Here is a 16,829-nt window from a genome sequence, read left to right as displayed (position 1 = left end):
ATAGGTCTATGCGAATGCGTATTCGTATCGAATATTAGAAAAGCCTTCTTGAATCGATTTCAGGAAGGCTTTTTTTGGTTATTTTATTGATTGCTGAAACCGTGATGGCTCTTTGCTTGAAGGTTTTTTGTATTTTTATACCATAATTTGAATTTATGTCCATTCCACAAGCTACGATTTTTAGCGAAAGAGATACTTTATTTATTGATGTAGTTCTACCGTTAGCATTGGCAAGAACATATACGTACCGTATTCCGGCTGATTGGAACGATCGCGTGCAGATTGGCGTACGGGTGATCGTACAATTTGGACGGAATAAGATCTATTCAGCGGTGGTAAAGTCAATCAGTCAGGAGGCACCAAAGCACTATGAGGCAAAGTATATTTTGGACATCATTGATGAAAAACCCATTGTCAATTTAGCACAGTTTAAACTTTGGGACTGGCTGGCTGAATATTACATGTGCAGTTTAGGTGAGGTCATGCAGGCGGCATTGCCTTCTGCATTAAAACTGGCTAGCGAGACCAAGGTGGTTTCTTCGATTTCCGAAGAGTTTGATCGTGCGACACTTTCGGATAAAGAATATCTCATTATCGAAGCCCTGGAAGTGGCTGGCGAACTTAAGGTCAACGATATTGTGAAATTGCTAGGTCAAAAAACAGTTTTTCCTATATTGAAGCAATTGTTTGATAAGGGCATCGTATTGATTTCGGAAGAGATTACGGAAAGATATAAACCCAAGACAAAAGCATTTCTACGTTTTGCTCCAGACTTCAGGAATGAAGATGCAAAAAGAGAACTATTAGATAGCTTAAACCGAGCGCCGAAACAACAGGATGCCGTCCTGGCATTTATGCAACTTTTGAAAAAGACCGAGGAAATTACTCGGCCAATGCTGGTTGAAGCTTCTGGCTGCGGAAATGGTGCAGTTACAGCCTTGATTGATAAGGGGGTTTTTGAAATAAAGGAAAAGGTTGTATCCCGCTTTCAAGGAGAAGATATCGAACTGGATGCTAATTTTCAATTTAACGAGAATCAGCAACGTGCCTATGATGAAATACAACAGTCTTTTGACGAGAAGGAAGTGACGCTATTGCATGGGGTGACAGCCTCAGGAAAGACACAAATTTATATACGGCTTATAGAGCAAGCAATAGCTGCAGGAAAATCTGCGCTCTATCTCTTGCCCGAGATCGCGTTGACAGCTCAGATTACGGCGCGGTTAAAGCTTCATTTTGGTGATAAGCTGGGAGTGTATCACTCGAAATTTAATGATAATGAACGTGCTGAAGTATGGCATAAAGTGATGAAAAACGAGTTTCAGGTTGTTATTGGGGCACGCTCTTCTGTGTTTTTACCTTTTCAGGATTTAGGAATTATCATTGTTGATGAGGAGCACGAGAGTTCCTATAAGCAATTTGATCCGGCTCCTCGCTACCATGCCCGTGATACAGCAATCTATCTTGGTTTTTTACACCAAACGAAAGTCCTTTTGGGCTCAGCAACTCCTTCTTTGGAAAGTTATTACAATGCGAAGGCCAAGAAGTATGGCTTTGTTCAGTTGCTTGAACGCTATGGTAATGCACAATTGCCAAGTATTGAACTGGTTAATATTCCAGAAGAAGGAAGAAAAGAAAATATGTTTTCCTATTTTTCAGGGACATTGTTAAAAGCAATCGATGAAGCGGTAAAAAATAAAGAGCAGGTTATTTTATTCCAGAATAGACGTGGACACACGACGATGATCCAGTGTAATACCTGTGGATTTGTTGCGAAATGTGTCAATTGCGATGTGAGCTTAACCTATCACAAAAGCTCTAATATGATGCATTGCCATTATTGTGGCCATGTGGAACCTCCGCTTCGTGTTTGTCCGGCCTGCGGTATGCCACATATCGAAAGTAAAGGGTTTGGTACCGAACGGGTAGAAGAGGAACTTGAACTGTTGATGCCTGAAATTCGCATCGGTCGGCTCGATCTTGACTCCACAAAAGGTAAGTACGGTTTTGATAAGATTATCACAGCTTTTGATGAACATGAATTTGACGTTCTAATCGGTACACAGATGGTTGCAAAAGGACTCGATTTTGGACGAGTAAGCCTTATCGGTGTTGTCAATGCAGATACAATTATTAACTTTCCGGATTTCCGTTCATATGAGCGCTCTTTTTCTCTATTTTCTCAGGTAGCGGGCCGTGCAGGGCGCCGGGAAGCAGGCGGAAAAGTTATTATTCAAAGCTATACCACAAACCACCGGGTGCTAGAACAGGTCGTCAACAATGATTACGAGGGGATGTTTATGACCGAGATTACCGAACGGAAAAACTACCTTTATCCACCTTTCTATCGTCTTATCCGGATTGATATTAAACATGCCGATTTTCAGAAATGCTACGATTCGGCCAATCGTTTCGCTTCGGCACTACGACAGCAGCTGGGAGCAAGGGTCTTAGGTCCAGAACCACCTTTAGTTTCGCGTGTACGGAACAATTTTATTCAGACGATTACTTTAAAGATAGAACGTACAAATATCAGTATTGCCAAAGTCAAAGAGTTGATCCGTTCTGTGTTATTGGACTTTGAAATAGATAAAAGCAATACCGGAGTGCGCGTACAAGTAGATGTTGATCCGTATTAATAGGGGAGTGTTTTACACGACGTCCACCCGTCTTCATAAAACAGGGATGCTAAGTTCGCTGGAATATTTGTACTTGCTTGGTGTTTAGTTATTTGCGATTAGTTCTGTTGAATCTGCCTTTTTAAAAGTAAATTTGAAAATCATGGCGTACAAGTTTATTGATAATTATCGGGAGAAAGGTGCTCGCAAGAAATTGATTGAACATCTAAAAAGTCGGGGTATTGCAGACCAAAAAGTCCTGGATGCCATTGGAAAGGTACCACGTCATTATTTCTTTGATGAAACGTTCTGGAATCAAGCTTATCGGGATATTGCTTTTCCAATAGGTGATGGTCAAACAATTTCACAGCCCTATACGGTTGCTTATCAGTCTGAATTGCTCCACGTGAAGAAAGGGGATAAGGTGCTGGAAATCGGAACAGGATCCGGTTACCAAACCTGTATTCTATTGGAGCTTGGAGCTGAAGTTTATACCATCGAACGTCAGGAAAATCTGTATCAGCGAACAATTCAGGTATTGCCGTATATGGGATATAAACCCAATTTTTTTTTGGGTGATGGCTCGAAGGGAATTGAAGCACATGCTCCTTATGATAAGATTATCGTAACCGCGGGGGCTCCCTTTGTACCGGAAGTTATGTTGAAACAGTTGAAGATGGGCGGGATATTTGTGATTCCGGTGGGCGATGAGAAGTCGCAAAAGATGATGACGATCATCCGGGTAGGTGAAAATGATTTTGACCGTATTGAATTGGATACCTTTCGTTTTGTGCCTTTGGTGGGAGATCAAGCCTGGTAGGACCATTCAACCTGCTTACATGGGCTTGCCAAGGTCTCTAAGCGGCAATAGAGCGCTCGTTTTATGAAACATATGCAAAATCCATGATCGAATTAAAATGAACGTGAAAGAATAACTATTCACATTATGACTCCAACAGCGATATTATATAACCAGAAGCATCAAGAAATAGCTTCAACTGTTCTCAAATTAAATAAGCAAGTCAATAGACTGAGCTTGTCGCGACTATTTGTTATCCTAGGCGGCGGGGCACTGTTATTTTATACATTTCAACTGGAAAGCCTTCCACTGGTCTTTTTCTGTTTTTTTGCACTATTGTTTTTATTCGCTTATCTCGTGCGGAAGCAGAGCAAGCTTGAGCTGCAAAAAAACTATTTTGAAGCTTATTTAAAAGTTTTGGAAAATGAACAGGCTCTTGCAGATGGGAAATTAAACATGTATGACCATGGTCAGCATTTTGAAGAAGGAAATCATCCTTATAGTTCTGATATGGATGTCTTTGGAACATACTCCCTATTTGCGCAATTAAATCGGGCAACAACCAGACAAGGAATTGATCTGTTGGCCTCATGGCTTGATGCACCTCTTCCTAAAGGGCAAATTCAATGCAATCAGGAGGCTTCCCAGGAGCTGGAAGCCGAATCTGAATGGATATGGGATTTTCAGGCGAAACTTTTGGCGAATCTGAATCATAAACTGGATATCAAAACTTTCTTAACGAATTACTTTCAAGACCGGAATTTTCAATTTGGAAATTCTTTTATGCGATTCTATATCAAAGCAGGTCCCATTTTATTTTTGGTCGCTTTAGCTGGAAGTTTCTTCGTTCCCAAATTGGCCGGAGTAGCAACATTACTGGGGTTATTTCATATTCTATGGGCTTTAGCAAAAGCTGGAAGCGTCAGCCTGTTCTCCTCTCGGATAGACAAGATCGGTGGGGTACTGGGATCCTATGCCGATGCTATTCAATCTATTGAAAGCAAAGACTGGAAGTCCCCTTCCATGCAGGAAATAGCTGGAGAGCTTAAACGGAACCATGGTGGAGGATCCATTTCCCTTGCTTTTAAAAAACTTGCTGGCTTGATCAATAATTTGGATGCCCGGAATAATATTTTTGTTGGAATATTTCTGAACTTATTTCTGCTTTGGGATTTCAGACAGGTGTTGGCCATTGTCGACTGGAAGAATAAATATGAGCATGAGATCCTAAATTCATTCGACACCCTGGCCAAGGTTGAGGCGGTAACGAGTCTGGCCATTTGGAAGAGGAACCATTCGTCCTATAGTTATCCGGTAATTTTGGACAATCCATTAAAAGATAAGATTGAGGCACGAGAATTATATCATCCCTTGATCCCAATTGATCAGGTCGTTGCCAATGATTATGATAGTAAGGATCATCGTATTGCTTTGGTAACAGGGTCCAACATGGCTGGTAAAAGTACATTTCTGCGGACAGTAGGTATTAATGCCATTTTGGCCTATGCGGGGGCAGCAGTTGCAGCAACTTCCTTTCAGCTGCCGATTTACAAACTGATATCCTATATGCGGATTAAGGATAACTTGAATGAAAGTACGTCAACTTTTAAGGCCGAGCTAAATCGTATGAAGTTTATATTGGATACTGTTGCAATCCATAACGATAGTTTTTTCCTCATTGACGAGATGCTTCGGGGAACAAATTCGGTGGATAAATATCTTGGATCCCGGGCGATCATAAAAAAACTGGTCCGGCTGGATGGTAAGGGCATGGTGGCTACACATGATCTGCAGCTTTCGAGTTTACAAGAGGAATTTCCAGGGGACATCAAAAACTATCATTTTGATATTCGTGTCGATGAAGGGCAGATGCTGTTCGATTATAAGCTAAAGATAGGAGAATGTAAGATATTCAATGCCTCTCTCTTGTTGAAGGGGATAGGTGTGGATATCGACGAAAATATGGGATAAAAATGACGTAACTGAAGCTAGATTGGTTTACATTTGTCTCCTCTTAAATACACTAAAAAATAATAAATGACTTTACAAGAACGTATTGATTTATCAGAAACACATGTTTGCAGTACTGTGTTTCCGTTTTTGACGAATCATCACGATACATTGTTCGGCGGTAAGGCGATGTCCATTATGGACGAAGTATCTTTTATGGCTGCAACACGATTTTGCCGCAAAACGTTGGTAACTGTATCAACAGACCGTATTGACTTCAATAAGGCCATTCCCTCCGGGAGCATTATAGAGGCTATTGCAAGAGTTCAAAATGTTGGACGAACCAGCTTGAAGGTGAAAGTGGAAATATTTTTGGAGCATATGTACGAGGAAGGAAGAGAACTGGCCATTGAGGGTGTTTTTACATTTGTTGCCCTGGATGAAAACAAACAGCCGATTCCAGTCCTTGAAGGCTTGGATATTGAATAAAATACCCGTTCCGAATGAGCACATTCTTCAGAGATTTTATAAAAATTATAGCATTGGAAAGGGACGCATCTGCGCCCCTTTTTTCTTTTAGAGAGTGATCCAAGAATTTTATAGGTCATCTCTACAGTGTTGTGATTCTATGGTGTTTTATGTTTTGTCTGTCATTCGTTCCGCTTGATTGGACTGAGGTCGTTAAGCTCTTCAGCTGTAAATAGTCTATAATGAACTTTGAAAGTTTTACCCAGTGGAGTTTCCAATGAGAATCCCCCCGGACCAAATCCGTCCAGCACATCGAGTGTAAAATGCGCATGTTTCCAATATTCGAAGAGATCACGATCCACCCAAAATTCATATCCTTCCGCTAATCCGATCATGGCATCATTCGTCCTCGGAAAATACCCTCCTTCCTCAAAACACTGTGGCTGCGTACCCTCGCAGCAGCCTCCGGCCTGATAAAACATTAATTTACCATGCTTGGCTTCAAGTTCATGAATGAGCTCCCTGGCTTTTTCAGTGATGTCTAGTCTATTTATCATGGTGAAATCAGTTTATGTGTTTTAGCGTTGGCTTATACGAAATTTAGCTTTAGGGGCAGCATTTGCTTCCCCTAAACTCGGGCATTAAGCTGTTCGAAAAGTATGCCCGGTATGTTTCAGTTAAAAGAAACCAAGTTTTTCTTTACTGTAGGAAATCAGCATATTCTTGGCCTGTCTGTAATGGGCAAGCATCATTTTATGGTTTTCCCGTCCAATTCCTGATTGTTTGTATCCGCCAAATGGAGCACCAGCCGGGTAGGAGTGATATTGGTTTACCCATACACGGCCTGCTTGTATGGCACGTGGAACCTGATAAAGCTGATGTGCATCTCGGGTCCATACGCCCGCTCCTAGGCCATACATGGTATCGTTAGCGATAGCAATTGCTTCCCGCTCATCTTTGAATGTGGTGACTGCCAACACCGGACCGAAGATTTCTTCCTGGAAAATGCGCATCTTATTATTGCCTTTGAATAAGGTAGGTTTGATGTAATATCCCTCTTCAAAACCGGCGCCGACATTATTTTCATCACCGCCAGTCAATACTTCGGCTCCCTCTTCTTTACCAAGCTTAATATAGGACATAATTTTGTCCTTTTGTATCTTTGATGCCTGCGCACCCATCATTGTTGCTGGATCTAAAGGATCGCCCACTTTGATCTGATTAACCCGATCGATCACTTTAGCGATGAATTTTTCATAAATGTCCTCCTGGATCAGTAAACGGGAAGGACATGTACAAATTTCTCCTTGATTGAGCGCGAACAATACTGCACCCTCAATTGCTTTGTCCAAAAATGCATCATCTGCATCCATAACCGAACTGAAAAATATATTCGGCGATTTCCCGCCCAATTCAAGCGTTACCGGGATGATATTTTCAGTAGCATATTGCATAACTAAACGTCCTGTTGCTGTTGAACCTGTGAAAGCTGCTTTAGAAACTTTGGGGTTTGTAACCAATGAGCGGCCAAGCTCTGCACCGAAACCATTAACAATATTGACTACGCCGGCAGGAATTAAGTCACCGATGATCTCCATCAGGATAAGAATAGATGCAGGTGTACTTTCAGCCGGTTTTAACACAACAGTGTTTCCTGCTGCAAGAGCAGGTGCCAGTTTCCATACTGCCATTAAAATAGGGAAATTCCATGGAATAATCTGTGCAACAACACCAATAGGTTCGTGTACAATCAGCGATACCGTATTACTGTCCAGTTCACTTATGGACCCCTCTTCAGCACGGATTACACCGGCAAAATATCGGAAATGGTCGATGGCTAATGGGATATCGGCATTGAGTGTTTCACGTACAGCTTTTCCGTTGTCTATCGTTTCAACGGCTGCGATATATTCTAAATTAGCTTCAATACGGTCCGCGATTTTATTCAGGATGATACTTCGTTCAGTAGCGGAAGTTTTACCCCAAGTTTCAAAAGCTTCGGCTGCAGTGTTGACCGCGAGATCCAGATCTTCTTTTGTTGAATGTGCAACCTGGGTAAACACTTTTCCGTCTACCGGGGAGATATTATCGAAATATTTTCCTTGGATTGGTGCGATAAATTTACCACCAATGTAGTTGTCATATCGTTCTTTGAACGACGGTCTTTTAATTGTGCTCATATGGTTTATTATTAATTATTTTTTAATCCCTTCTTATCAAAGTTAGTCAGCAATTATTCATTCCTGTAGCAGTATTGATCCAAAGCATAGCACGATTGTCGCAAATGACCTTCAGGCATCTTTCTGTTTTTTTTATTATATTTGATTGACTGCCAATTATATTTAATTGTTGCACTATGGGAGATAGGACGCTGATTCATACATTGCCGTTTTCGCAGGCACAGGAGCTTAGTACATTAGTAGAGAACCGACGCGCATTTACGTTAGATAGCTTGGAACTTAATATTTACGAAACGTACCGGGTGTCGCAGCATGTGCCTTTGTGTTTTGATGATCTGGTTATGATTAACATGATCCAGGGGAAAAAAATCATGCATTTGGAGAATATAAAGGCTTTTGACTATTTGCCCGGTCAGATGATGGTGTTGCCTGCATCGGTGGCTATGCATATTGACTTTCCGGAAGCGACCCTCGACCAGCCCACACAGTGTACCGCTTTAACGATTCATAAAGAGAAGATAGCAGCGGTCTTGGACTATCTAAATGAGTTTTATCCGAAAGAACAATTTAGTCAGTGGCGGCTTGATCCGGATTTTTTTCATCTGTACAATTCGACTGAGCTCGCCGACCTGGTGAACAAGTTGTTTCAAATTATTATCAGCGAAAATCCGTTGAAAGATGTACTTGCAGATTTGACTTTTAAAGAGCTTACGATTCGGCTACTTCAGTCACAGTCGCTGATTGCATTAAAAATTGGGAAGTCGCCCAACAAAGTACTGTTACATGTGCAGGAATTTATTCAGAAACATATTACCGAGAAAATTTCAATTGGTTTATTGGAGCGGACTGCCCACATGAGCAAAGCGAGCCTTACGCGGATGTTTAACCGTGAACTTGGACTTAGTCCGATGGAGTATGTGATCCAACAGCGTATCGAGAAGGCAAAAAAAATGCTTTTACTCACCCGTAATGTAAAGGAGTCTTGCTATGGGGCTGGATTTAATGATGTTAACTACTTTGTCCGGCTTTTTAAAAGCAGGGTAGGAATGACGCCAGGCGCATTTGTCCTGGCGCGTTAATCTAGAATTTCATCACGCGATCAAGCTCACGTTTAACATCTCTTTCTTTGATGTTTTCTCGTTTGTCAAAATCTTTTTTACCCTGTGCCAAGGCGATTTCAACTTTGGCAAAACCACGGGCACTGATAAAGATGCGTAGGGGTACAATGGTAAAGCCACGTTCTTCGCCTTTCTCTTTTAGTTTTTTTAATTCTCTTTTTGTCAATAGTAGTTGACGGTCACGTTTTGCCTCATGGTTATAGAAAGATCCCATGGAGTATTCAGCGATGTGCATGTTACGGATATATAATCCATCCTCAAAAAAACTGCAGAAACTATCGTTAATATTTGCCTTTCCTTCGCGTATGGATTTTATTTCTGTACCCAATAATCGAATTCCTGCAATGTACTTGTCCAGTAAGTGATATTCAAAAGAAGCTTTTTTATTTTTTATATTGATATCTGAAGATAAAGCCATATATTGTTGTATATTAGTAAGTCTATACCATTGCTATTGCAATGAACCTAAATGTAACTAATTATAGGATAATTTAAAGTTCGCAAATATAATTATTAAAATTGTCTTATTTTAAAGTAGAATTGTGTGGGTAGATGTTAGCGGAGTATTAAAATAAAATTAACTGTTTTGGGCGATGTGTTAAAAATATGACTAAATTTAAGTGAAAGTCAGATTATGTTTTCGTATGTTTGCAACGTTTTTTGGAATTATTGTGAATATATACAACGTAGCATTTCAACTTACATTGTGGATATAGCAGATTTTTAGTCGGAGACCGAGTTTTTTATATAAAAGTCCAATTCGATAATTTTGTTTGTTACAATAACATCTAAAAGTTAGAAATAGTTTTAGAAATACCTTTTTATCGCATGAGTAAAGGAAAGTTAGGCGAAAAAATATCGCAATTTAAGATTGTTGAGGAGTTGAAAGCTAAAGGCTTATATGCCTATTTTAGACCTATTCAATCGAAACAAGATACCGAGGTAAAAATCGATGGTAGACGTGTATTGATGTTTGGTTCTAACTCTTATTTAGGGTTAACAACTGATACACGTATTATAAAAGCAGCGCAAGATGCTTTGGAAAAGTATGGTACTGGATGTGCTGGATCTCGTTTCTTAAACGGTACGTTGGATATTCACGTGGAACTGGAGGAAAAATTATCTGCCTATGTAGGTAAAGAAGCCGCTATTCTTTTTAGTACAGGATTCCAATCAAATCTAGGGCCTTTGTCCTGTCTAATGGGACGTAATGATTATATTTTGTTAGATGAACGTGATCATGCATCCATTATTGATGGTAGCCGCTTGTCTTTTTCTAAAGTAATCAAATACGGTCACAATAATATGGAAGACTTACGTGCGAAGTTATCTCGTCTACCAGAGGATAGTGCGAAATTAATCTGTACGGACGGCATCTTTAGTATGGAGGGTGATATTGTTAATTTGCCTGAACTTACATCGATTGCCAATGAGTTTGACGCTGCCGTTATGGTGGATGATGCACACAGTTTAGGTGTTATTGGGCACAAAGGAGCTGGTACAGCTTCGCATTTTGGGCTTAATGATGATGTAGACTTGATCATGGGTACTTTTAGTAAATCTTTGGCATCTTTAGGTGGATTTGTGGCAGGTGATGCAGATGTAATTGATTTCTTAAAACATAATGCACGTTCGGTGATGTTCAGTGCTTCAATGACGCCAGCTTCAGTAGCTTCAACATTGAAAGCGTTGGAAATTATTCAAAATGAGCCAGAGCATATAGAAAAATTGTGGAAAAATACAGACTATGCCAAAGCCCAATTATTAGATCATGGATTTGATTTAGGTGCTACTGAAAGTCCTATTTTACCAATCTTTATTCGTAGCAATGAAAAAACGTTCTGGGTAACAAAAATGCTCCAAGATGATGGTGTATTTGTTAATCCGGTTGTTTCTCCAGCAGTTCCTGCTGAAGAGTCTTTGATTCGTTTCTCATTGATGGCGACACATACTTATGACCAAATCGACGAAGCTATTGAGAAGATGGTTAAAGTATTCAAACAAGCTGAAGTTGAAACATTAATATAAAATCTAATCGTATGATTCAGATTATACCCGTTGAAACAAAGAAACAAAGACGGCTGTTTATAGATTTCCCTCATAGTCTCTATGAGGGAAATCCTAATTATGTACCTGCCTTATTTCTTGAACAAAACGATTTGCTTTCCCCTGATAAGCATCCCTTTTATAAACATTCCCAAGCACAACCTTTTCTAGCTTATCGTAACGATAAGATTGTTGGTCGTATATGTGCAATCTGGAACAACAACCATAATGCCTTTAATCATGTGAATGAAGGACAGTGGGGGTTTTTCGATTGTATAGATGATCAAGAAGTCGCAAACGCGTTGTTTGAGACCGCAGAGAAATGGGTTAAAGCTAAAGGTGGGGATACGATCGTTGGGCCGATCAATTTATCGACCAATGATACCGTTGGTCTATTGGTTGACGGTTTTGATAAACCTCCAGTGGCCATGATGCCCTACAATTCGCCTTATTACATCGACTTGATTACCAATTCAGGTTATGGGCATAAAGTGGATTTGAGAGCTTACTTGGTTATGGAAAAGTCGGCGGATAAGCGTTCTGTATTGCTTTTGGACAGGCTGGAAGAGCGTTTGAAAAGATCTGGTATTACATTGCGTCAATTCAATGTGAAGGATTTTAAAAACGAAGCAGCGAAAGTTCGTGACATTTACAATAGAGCCTGGGATAAAAATTCGGGATTTGTTCCGATGACAGAAGACGAATTTAATTATACGGCCAAAGATTTAAAAATGATTCTCGATCCACGTTTTGCTATCGTGGCAGAGAAAGATGGAGAACTTGTTGGTTTTGGTTTGGGTATACCGGATATTAACCAGATCCTTATCAAAGTTAAGCGTGGACGTTTACTTCCTACAGGTATTTTTAAATTGTTGTTTGGAAAGAAAAAAATCAATTTGCTTCGTGTATTGATGTTAGGTGTATTGGAAGATTACCGAAAATTAGGGATCGAAGCATGTTTGTATGGCCGAATTATAAAAGAATCAAAAGATTCTAATATTAAGGGGGCCGAATGTTCATGGATGTTGGAGCATAATTATATGATGAATCACGCCATTGAACAAATGAATGGAGAATTGTACAAACGTTATCGTTTGTATCAAAAATCATTATGATAGAAAAAATATTAATCACCGGAGCGAGTGGTTTTGTAGGCTATCATTTGACAAGAGCAGCGAAGGAGGCAGGAATGGAAGTTCATGCTGCGGTGAGGAAGTCAAGTGATGTCTCGGAAATTCGCTCCGTTGTGGATAGATTTGTTTATCCAAATTTCTCCGATGAAGCATCCATTAGTGAATTGCTGGAAGCGGAAAATTATACCTATGTTGTTCATGCTGCGGCAATGACTCGTGCCAAACATGAAGAAGATCTCGAAAAAGTCAATGTCGGTTACACTAAAAACTTGGCTTCTGCTTGTTTTTCTTTGAAAAATCCGGTCAAAAGATTTGTTTTCGTCAGTAGTCTCGCAGCGATTGGTCCTGTGAGCTATGATGCTAAGTTGATCGATGAAAGTAACCCTTATTGTCCTGTTACGGCCTATGGTCGTAGCAAGCGGAAAGCGGAGCTCGCCTTGAATGATTTTAAAGATCAGCCACTAACGATTTTGCGCCCTACTGCAGTATATGGCCCTCGGGAAAAGGATATTTTTATTCTTTTTAAAACAATGAACGGAGGTCTGGATGCCTATGTTGGCCGCTCTCCTCAAAAGCTCAGCTTTATTTATGTTGCCGACTTGGTGCAAGCAATTATTCATGCCTGTCGTTTTGACCAAGGAGGAAGACAGGTGTATAACCTCAGTGACGGGCAGGTCTATGGTCGTTATGAGATAGCAAAGTTTTTCAAAGAGTTTAGCCAAAGGAAAATGATCCGTATGCATATTCCTTTAGGCGTTGTGAAGACTATCGCCGTTATTTTTGAGCGTTTGTATAAAAATTCTAAAGCAATACCTGTACTATATCCGGAACGGCTGAATGAACTTACAGCTGAAAACTGGGGCTGTGATATCTCAGCGGCTCAACGTCAGCTACAATACCAACCTAAATATGATTTGAAGAAAGGCTTAATGGAGGCATTGGCTTGGTATAAAGAAAATAAATGGCTATAATCGCAGATAATGAGTGAGTTAAAAATAAATAAAAAACTTTTTCAGGATAGAAAGAGAACAAATATCTTAAGTGAACCCGAACAAAAACTTATTTCGTACCTCGTTCCTCGAATCCCAAATTGGATTACTTCGGACGGACTTACAGCAATTGGGTTTTTAGGCTCCTTAATGATATTGGGGAGTTTTATCTTGGCTGAATATGTTGATATTCGCTATTTGCTTTTAGGAATCCCTGGTTTCTTTGTGCAATGGTTTGGTGATTCATTAGATGGGCGTATCGCATTCTATCGCAATAAATCCCGTCGTTGGTACGGTTTCGCGCTGGATATTGTAATGGATTGGATCAGTACGGTTTTTATTGGACTGGGCTATGTTTTGTACACCGTAGGGGATTTCAAATATCTGGGATTTACATTGGTAGCATTGTATGGCTGGGCAATGATCATTTCTCAGCTTAGATACCGAATTACAGATAAGTATACAATAGATGCTGGAATTTTGGGACCAACTGAAATTCGAGTAATTATTTCACTGGTTATGCTGTTGGAAGTTTTAATGCCTGGATCTATTAATTGGTGTGTACTGGCGATTTGTATAGCACTTTTTATCATTAATACAAACGATACGCGCCTACTTCTTAAATTAGGTGATGAAAAAGATAAAGAGGATAAATTGAAAAAACAGCAGGAGGAGGCTATTTAGCGATGTCTTCAAAAGTTATTACTTTTTTAAAAGCTCAACTTTCCGCCTTTTTAGGCGGATTGTTTGATTTTGGAGTATACTCTGCTTGTTATAAATTACTTCATATCAGTGCGCCTTTTTCTAATGCTATTAGTGGTAGCCTTGGTGCTGTTGTTAATTTTTTGATCAATCGATATTGGTCTTTTGGTAGCACACAAAAATCAGTGGGGAGTCAATTATGGAAATTTGTGATTGTTGTCTGTGGCAGCATTACATTGAAGTCTACTGGTATTCATTTTCTGGTTGATATATATCATCTGAATTTTCTGTTTTCAAAACTTGTTGTAGAGCTGCTCGTTTCTCTGGGATTCAACTATACGCTTCAGCGCTTTTGGGTCTTTAGGTCTGAGGAGAAATAAGGAGATCAGCTCAAATCTAATATAGCTTCATTTTTTTTCTGATGTTTTCAAGGTGTCTAAGCCGCCCCCTCTAAATAAAGAAGAGTTGAAGACTTCTTATTCCTTAGTTTAGCTTTTGTTTATGTTTAGCCTAGCATTAAGTTAGGTTTAGTTTAGGTCTTACCTATACTATACCTAAACTAACCCTAAACAAACCCTAACTAAACCCTAACTAAAAGGGTAAGAAAGTATAGTTATGAAAGGGGTTATTCTGCGGCCCTATTCTGCGCCGGGATCAGCCGTTATTTGCCAGCTGCTGCACCTCCCGCTACCAATAACCAAAAAGAATCTCGCACCGTTACAGGCAGTTAAGAGGAAAATGAAATAAATAAGAACAAAAGGCTTGGAAGTTTGTATTTAAACTCCCTATCTTTGCACCACTCCGCAAGGGAGGAACGGTTACCTCGAAAGAGGGAATCATGAAAAAAAGAAGGGTTTAAGCGAGCCTGGCAGGATTTAAAATCCCGCTGAGTTTATTTTAAACGCGGAAATCGAGAAAAGAGAAAAGAAAAAAAACTTAAAAAATTTTTTGGAAGTTCAGAAAAGATTTCTACCTTTGCAGTCCCAACGGAAACGGAGGGAAAACAAAAAAAGATAAAGACGGCGCAATGCCATCGGAATATAGCGGATACGGAAGTTGAAGCGGCAAAAGTTCTTTAAGAAAATACAATCATGTAAGCGTGACGAGTAGACAGACGAAAGTCGAAAGTCATGAACAAATTCAAGTAATTAGTTCAATTCGATCCAAGATCAGAGATATAAAAAAAGAATTCTGATTATGTAAATAGTTGGAATCAAAAACTTCATTTTACAATGGAGAGTTTGATCCTGGCTCAGGATGAACGCTAGCGGCAGGCCTAATACATGCAAGTCGGACGGGATCCGTCGGAGAGCTTGCTCGAAGACGGTGAGAGTGGCGCACGGGTGCGTAACGCGTGAGCAACCTACCTCTATCAGGGGGATAGCCTCTCGAAAGAGAGATTAACACCGCATAACATCAACAGTTCGCATGTTCGGTTGATTAAATATTTATAGGATAGAGATGGGCTCGCGTGACATTAGCTAGTTGGTAGGGTAACGGCTTACCAAGGCGACGATGTCTAGGGGCTCTGAGAGGAGAATCCCCCACACTGGTACTGAGACACGGACCAGACTCCTACGGGAGGCAGCAGTAAGGAATATTGGTCAATGGGCGGAAGCCTGAACCAGCCATGCCGCGTGCAGGATGACTGCCCTATGGGTTGTAAACTGCTTTTGTCCAGGAATAAACCTATCTACGTGTAGATAGCTGAATGTACTGGAAGAATAAGGATCGGCTAACTCCGTGCCAGCAGCCGCGGTAATACGGAGGATCCGAGCGTTATCCGGATTTATTGGGTTTAAAGGGTGCGTAGGCGGCCTATTAAGTCAGGGGTGAAATACGGTGGCTCAACCATCGCAGTGCCTTTGATACTGATGGGCTTGAATCCATTTGAAGTGGGCGGAATAAGACAAGTAGCGGTGAAATGCATAGATATGTCTTAGAACTCCGATTGCGAAGGCAGCTCACTAAGCTGGTATTGACGCTGATGCACGAAAGCGTGGGGATCGAACAGGATTAGATACCCTGGTAGTCCACGCCCTAAACGATGATAACTCGATGTTGGCGATAGACAGCCAGCGTCCCAGCGAAAGCGTTAAGTTATCCACCTGGGGAGTACGCCCGCAAGGGTGAAACTCAAAGGAATTGACGGGGGCCCGCACAAGCGGAGGAGCATGTGGTTTAATTCGATGATACGCGAGGAACCTTACCCGGGCTTGAAAGTTAGTGAAGAGTGCAGAGACGCACTCGTCCTTCGGGACACGAAACTAGGTGCTGCATGGCTGTCGTCAGCTCGTGCCGTGAGGTGTTGGGTTAAGTCCCGCAACGAGCGCAACCCCTATGTTTAGTTGCCAGCATGTAATGGTGGGGACTCTAAACAGACTGCCTGTGCAAACAGAGAGGAAGGTGGGGACGACGTCAAGTCATCATGGCCCTTACGTCCGGGGCTACACACGTGCTACAATGGATGGTACAGCGGGCAGCTACATAGCAATATGATGCTAATCTCTAAAAGCCATTCACAGTTCGGATTGGGGTCTGCAACTCGACCCCATGAAGTTGGATTCGCTAGTAATCGCGTATCAGCAATGACGCGGTGAATACGTTCCCGGGCCTTGTACACACCGCCCGTCAAGCCATGAAAGTTGGGGGTACCTAAAGCATGTTACCGCGAGGAGCGTGTTAGGGTAAAACCGATAATTGGGGCTAAGTCGTAACAAGGTAGCCGTACCGGAAGGTGCGGCTGGAATACCTCCTTTCTAGAGTATCGAAGATCGGTGCTCGTCACGTTACATATGATTGACAAGAAGAAAACATCAGAAGAAA

Annotated in this window: 13 protein-coding genes and 1 rRNA gene; 11 read left to right on the top strand and 3 right to left on the bottom strand. The window is 40.9% G+C overall.

The window, feature by feature from the left end:
• Positions 1-155 precede the first annotated feature (155 nt).
• The 4 genes from priA (at position 156) to AB1Z56_RS17280 (ending at position 5,856) form a co-directional block, all read left to right on the top strand.
• The gene (gene priA, locus AB1Z56_RS17295; RefSeq protein WP_309365993.1) at positions 156-2,639 is read left to right on the top strand and encodes a replication restart helicase PriA; all 2,484 of its coding nucleotides are present in this window, start codon (positions 156-158) and stop codon (positions 2,637-2,639) included.
• A gap of 142 nt (positions 2,640-2,781) precedes the next feature.
• Positions 2,782-3,438: a protein-L-isoaspartate(D-aspartate) O-methyltransferase gene (locus AB1Z56_RS17290; protein WP_426789739.1), complete on the top strand. Its 657-nt coding sequence runs from the start codon at positions 2,782-2,784 to the stop codon at positions 3,436-3,438.
• 126 nt (positions 3,439-3,564) lie between these two features.
• A complete protein-coding gene (locus AB1Z56_RS17285) occupies positions 3,565-5,388 on the top strand; it encodes a MutS-related protein (protein WP_426789738.1) in 1,824 nt (607 codons plus the stop codon).
• A gap of 66 nt (positions 5,389-5,454) precedes the next feature.
• A complete protein-coding gene (locus tag AB1Z56_RS17280) occupies positions 5,455-5,856 on the top strand; it encodes an acyl-CoA thioesterase (RefSeq protein WP_309365995.1) in 402 nt (133 codons plus the stop codon).
• A 161-nt stretch (positions 5,857-6,017) separates the two neighbouring features.
• Here AB1Z56_RS17280 and AB1Z56_RS17275 read toward each other — a convergent pair whose 3' ends face one another.
• Both AB1Z56_RS17275 and AB1Z56_RS17270 read right to left on the bottom strand, forming a co-directional pair.
• A complete protein-coding gene (locus tag AB1Z56_RS17275) occupies positions 6,018-6,392 on the bottom strand; it encodes a DUF779 domain-containing protein (protein ID WP_046672734.1) in 375 nt (124 codons plus the stop codon).
• A 120-nt stretch (positions 6,393-6,512) separates the two neighbouring features.
• Positions 6,513-8,015: an aldehyde dehydrogenase family protein gene (locus AB1Z56_RS17270; protein ID WP_426789737.1), complete on the bottom strand. Its 1,503-nt coding sequence runs from the start codon at positions 8,013-8,015 to the stop codon at positions 6,513-6,515.
• Between the two features lie 176 nt (positions 8,016-8,191).
• Here AB1Z56_RS17270 and AB1Z56_RS17265 point away from each other — a divergent pair, with 176 nt between their 5' ends.
• Complete coding sequence (locus AB1Z56_RS17265) at positions 8,192-9,094, top strand: AraC family transcriptional regulator (protein WP_309365997.1); 903 nt, start codon at positions 8,192-8,194, stop codon at positions 9,092-9,094.
• Between the two features lies 1 nt (position 9,095).
• Here the strand turns inward: AB1Z56_RS17265 and smpB are convergent, their stop codons facing one another.
• Complete coding sequence (gene smpB / locus AB1Z56_RS17260) at positions 9,096-9,551, bottom strand: SsrA-binding protein SmpB (RefSeq protein WP_046672731.1); 456 nt, start codon at positions 9,549-9,551, stop codon at positions 9,096-9,098.
• Positions 9,552-9,961: 410 nt separating this feature from the next.
• On the opposite strand from smpB, the gene spt reads away from it, so the two are divergent.
• The 6 genes from spt to AB1Z56_RS17230 all read left to right on the top strand — a co-directional run bounded on the left by spt (position 9,962) and on the right by AB1Z56_RS17230 (position 16,762).
• Positions 9,962-11,161: a serine palmitoyltransferase gene (gene spt, locus AB1Z56_RS17255; RefSeq protein ID WP_046672730.1), complete on the top strand. Its 1,200-nt coding sequence runs from the start codon at positions 9,962-9,964 to the stop codon at positions 11,159-11,161.
• An 11-nt stretch (positions 11,162-11,172) separates the two neighbouring features.
• Complete coding sequence (locus AB1Z56_RS17250) at positions 11,173-12,294, top strand: hypothetical protein (RefSeq protein ID WP_070561222.1); 1,122 nt, start codon at positions 11,173-11,175, stop codon at positions 12,292-12,294.
• A complete protein-coding gene (locus AB1Z56_RS17245) occupies positions 12,291-13,283 on the top strand; it encodes an NAD-dependent epimerase/dehydratase family protein (protein ID WP_426789736.1) in 993 nt (330 codons plus the stop codon). The genes AB1Z56_RS17250 and AB1Z56_RS17245 overlap by 4 nt, the downstream gene beginning before the upstream one ends.
• A gap of 9 nt (positions 13,284-13,292) precedes the next feature.
• Positions 13,293-13,985, top strand: coding sequence for a CDP-alcohol phosphatidyltransferase family protein (locus tag AB1Z56_RS17240; RefSeq protein WP_309365999.1), 693 nt, complete (start codon positions 13,293-13,295; stop codon positions 13,983-13,985).
• Positions 13,986-13,987: 2 nt separating this feature from the next.
• Entirely contained in the window at positions 13,988-14,383 is a 396-nt protein-coding gene (locus tag AB1Z56_RS17235; RefSeq protein WP_426789735.1) for a GtrA family protein, read from the top strand.
• 849 nt (positions 14,384-15,232) lie between these two features.
• A 16S ribosomal RNA gene (locus tag AB1Z56_RS17230) occupies positions 15,233-16,762 on the top strand.
• Positions 16,763-16,829 lie beyond the last annotated feature (67 nt).

The sequence above is a fragment of the Sphingobacterium sp. WOUb80 genome (assembly GCF_050058145.1).
Taxonomy (GTDB): domain Bacteria; phylum Bacteroidota; class Bacteroidia; order Sphingobacteriales; family Sphingobacteriaceae; genus Sphingobacterium.
Note: the sequence above shows the minus strand (reverse complement) of the source record. Positions and strands in the feature narration are given on the sequence as shown.

Bases quoted from the DNA above. Each gene is read 5' to 3' on its own strand.
- AB1Z56_RS17245 (WP_426789736.1), top strand. From the start codon at position 12,291: ATGATAGAAAAAATATTAATCACCGGAGCGAGTGGTTTTGTAGGCTAT.
- AB1Z56_RS17235 (WP_426789735.1), top strand. From the start codon at position 13,988: ATGTCTTCAAAAGTTATTACTTTTTTAAAAGCTCAACTTTCCGCCTTT.
- smpB (WP_046672731.1), bottom strand. From the start codon at position 9,551: ATGGCTTTATCTTCAGATATCAATATAAAAAATAAAAAAGCTTCTTTT.
- AB1Z56_RS17265 (WP_309365997.1), top strand. From the start codon at position 8,192: ATGGGAGATAGGACGCTGATTCATACATTGCCGTTTTCGCAGGCACAG.
- priA (WP_309365993.1), top strand. From the start codon at position 156: ATGTCCATTCCACAAGCTACGATTTTTAGCGAAAGAGATACTTTATTT.
- AB1Z56_RS17270 (WP_426789737.1), bottom strand. From the start codon at position 8,015: ATGAGCACAATTAAAAGACCGTCGTTCAAAGAACGATATGACAACTAC.
- AB1Z56_RS17275 (WP_046672734.1), bottom strand. From the start codon at position 6,392: ATGATAAATAGACTAGACATCACTGAAAAAGCCAGGGAGCTCATTCAT.
- AB1Z56_RS17240 (WP_309365999.1), top strand. From the start codon at position 13,293: ATGAGTGAGTTAAAAATAAATAAAAAACTTTTTCAGGATAGAAAGAGA.
- AB1Z56_RS17285 (WP_426789738.1), top strand. From the start codon at position 3,565: ATGACTCCAACAGCGATATTATATAACCAGAAGCATCAAGAAATAGCT.
- AB1Z56_RS17280 (WP_309365995.1), top strand. From the start codon at position 5,455: ATGACTTTACAAGAACGTATTGATTTATCAGAAACACATGTTTGCAGT.
- AB1Z56_RS17290 (WP_426789739.1), top strand. From the start codon at position 2,782: ATGGCGTACAAGTTTATTGATAATTATCGGGAGAAAGGTGCTCGCAAG.
- spt (WP_046672730.1), top strand. From the start codon at position 9,962: ATGAGTAAAGGAAAGTTAGGCGAAAAAATATCGCAATTTAAGATTGTT.
- AB1Z56_RS17250 (WP_070561222.1), top strand. From the start codon at position 11,173: ATGATTCAGATTATACCCGTTGAAACAAAGAAACAAAGACGGCTGTTT.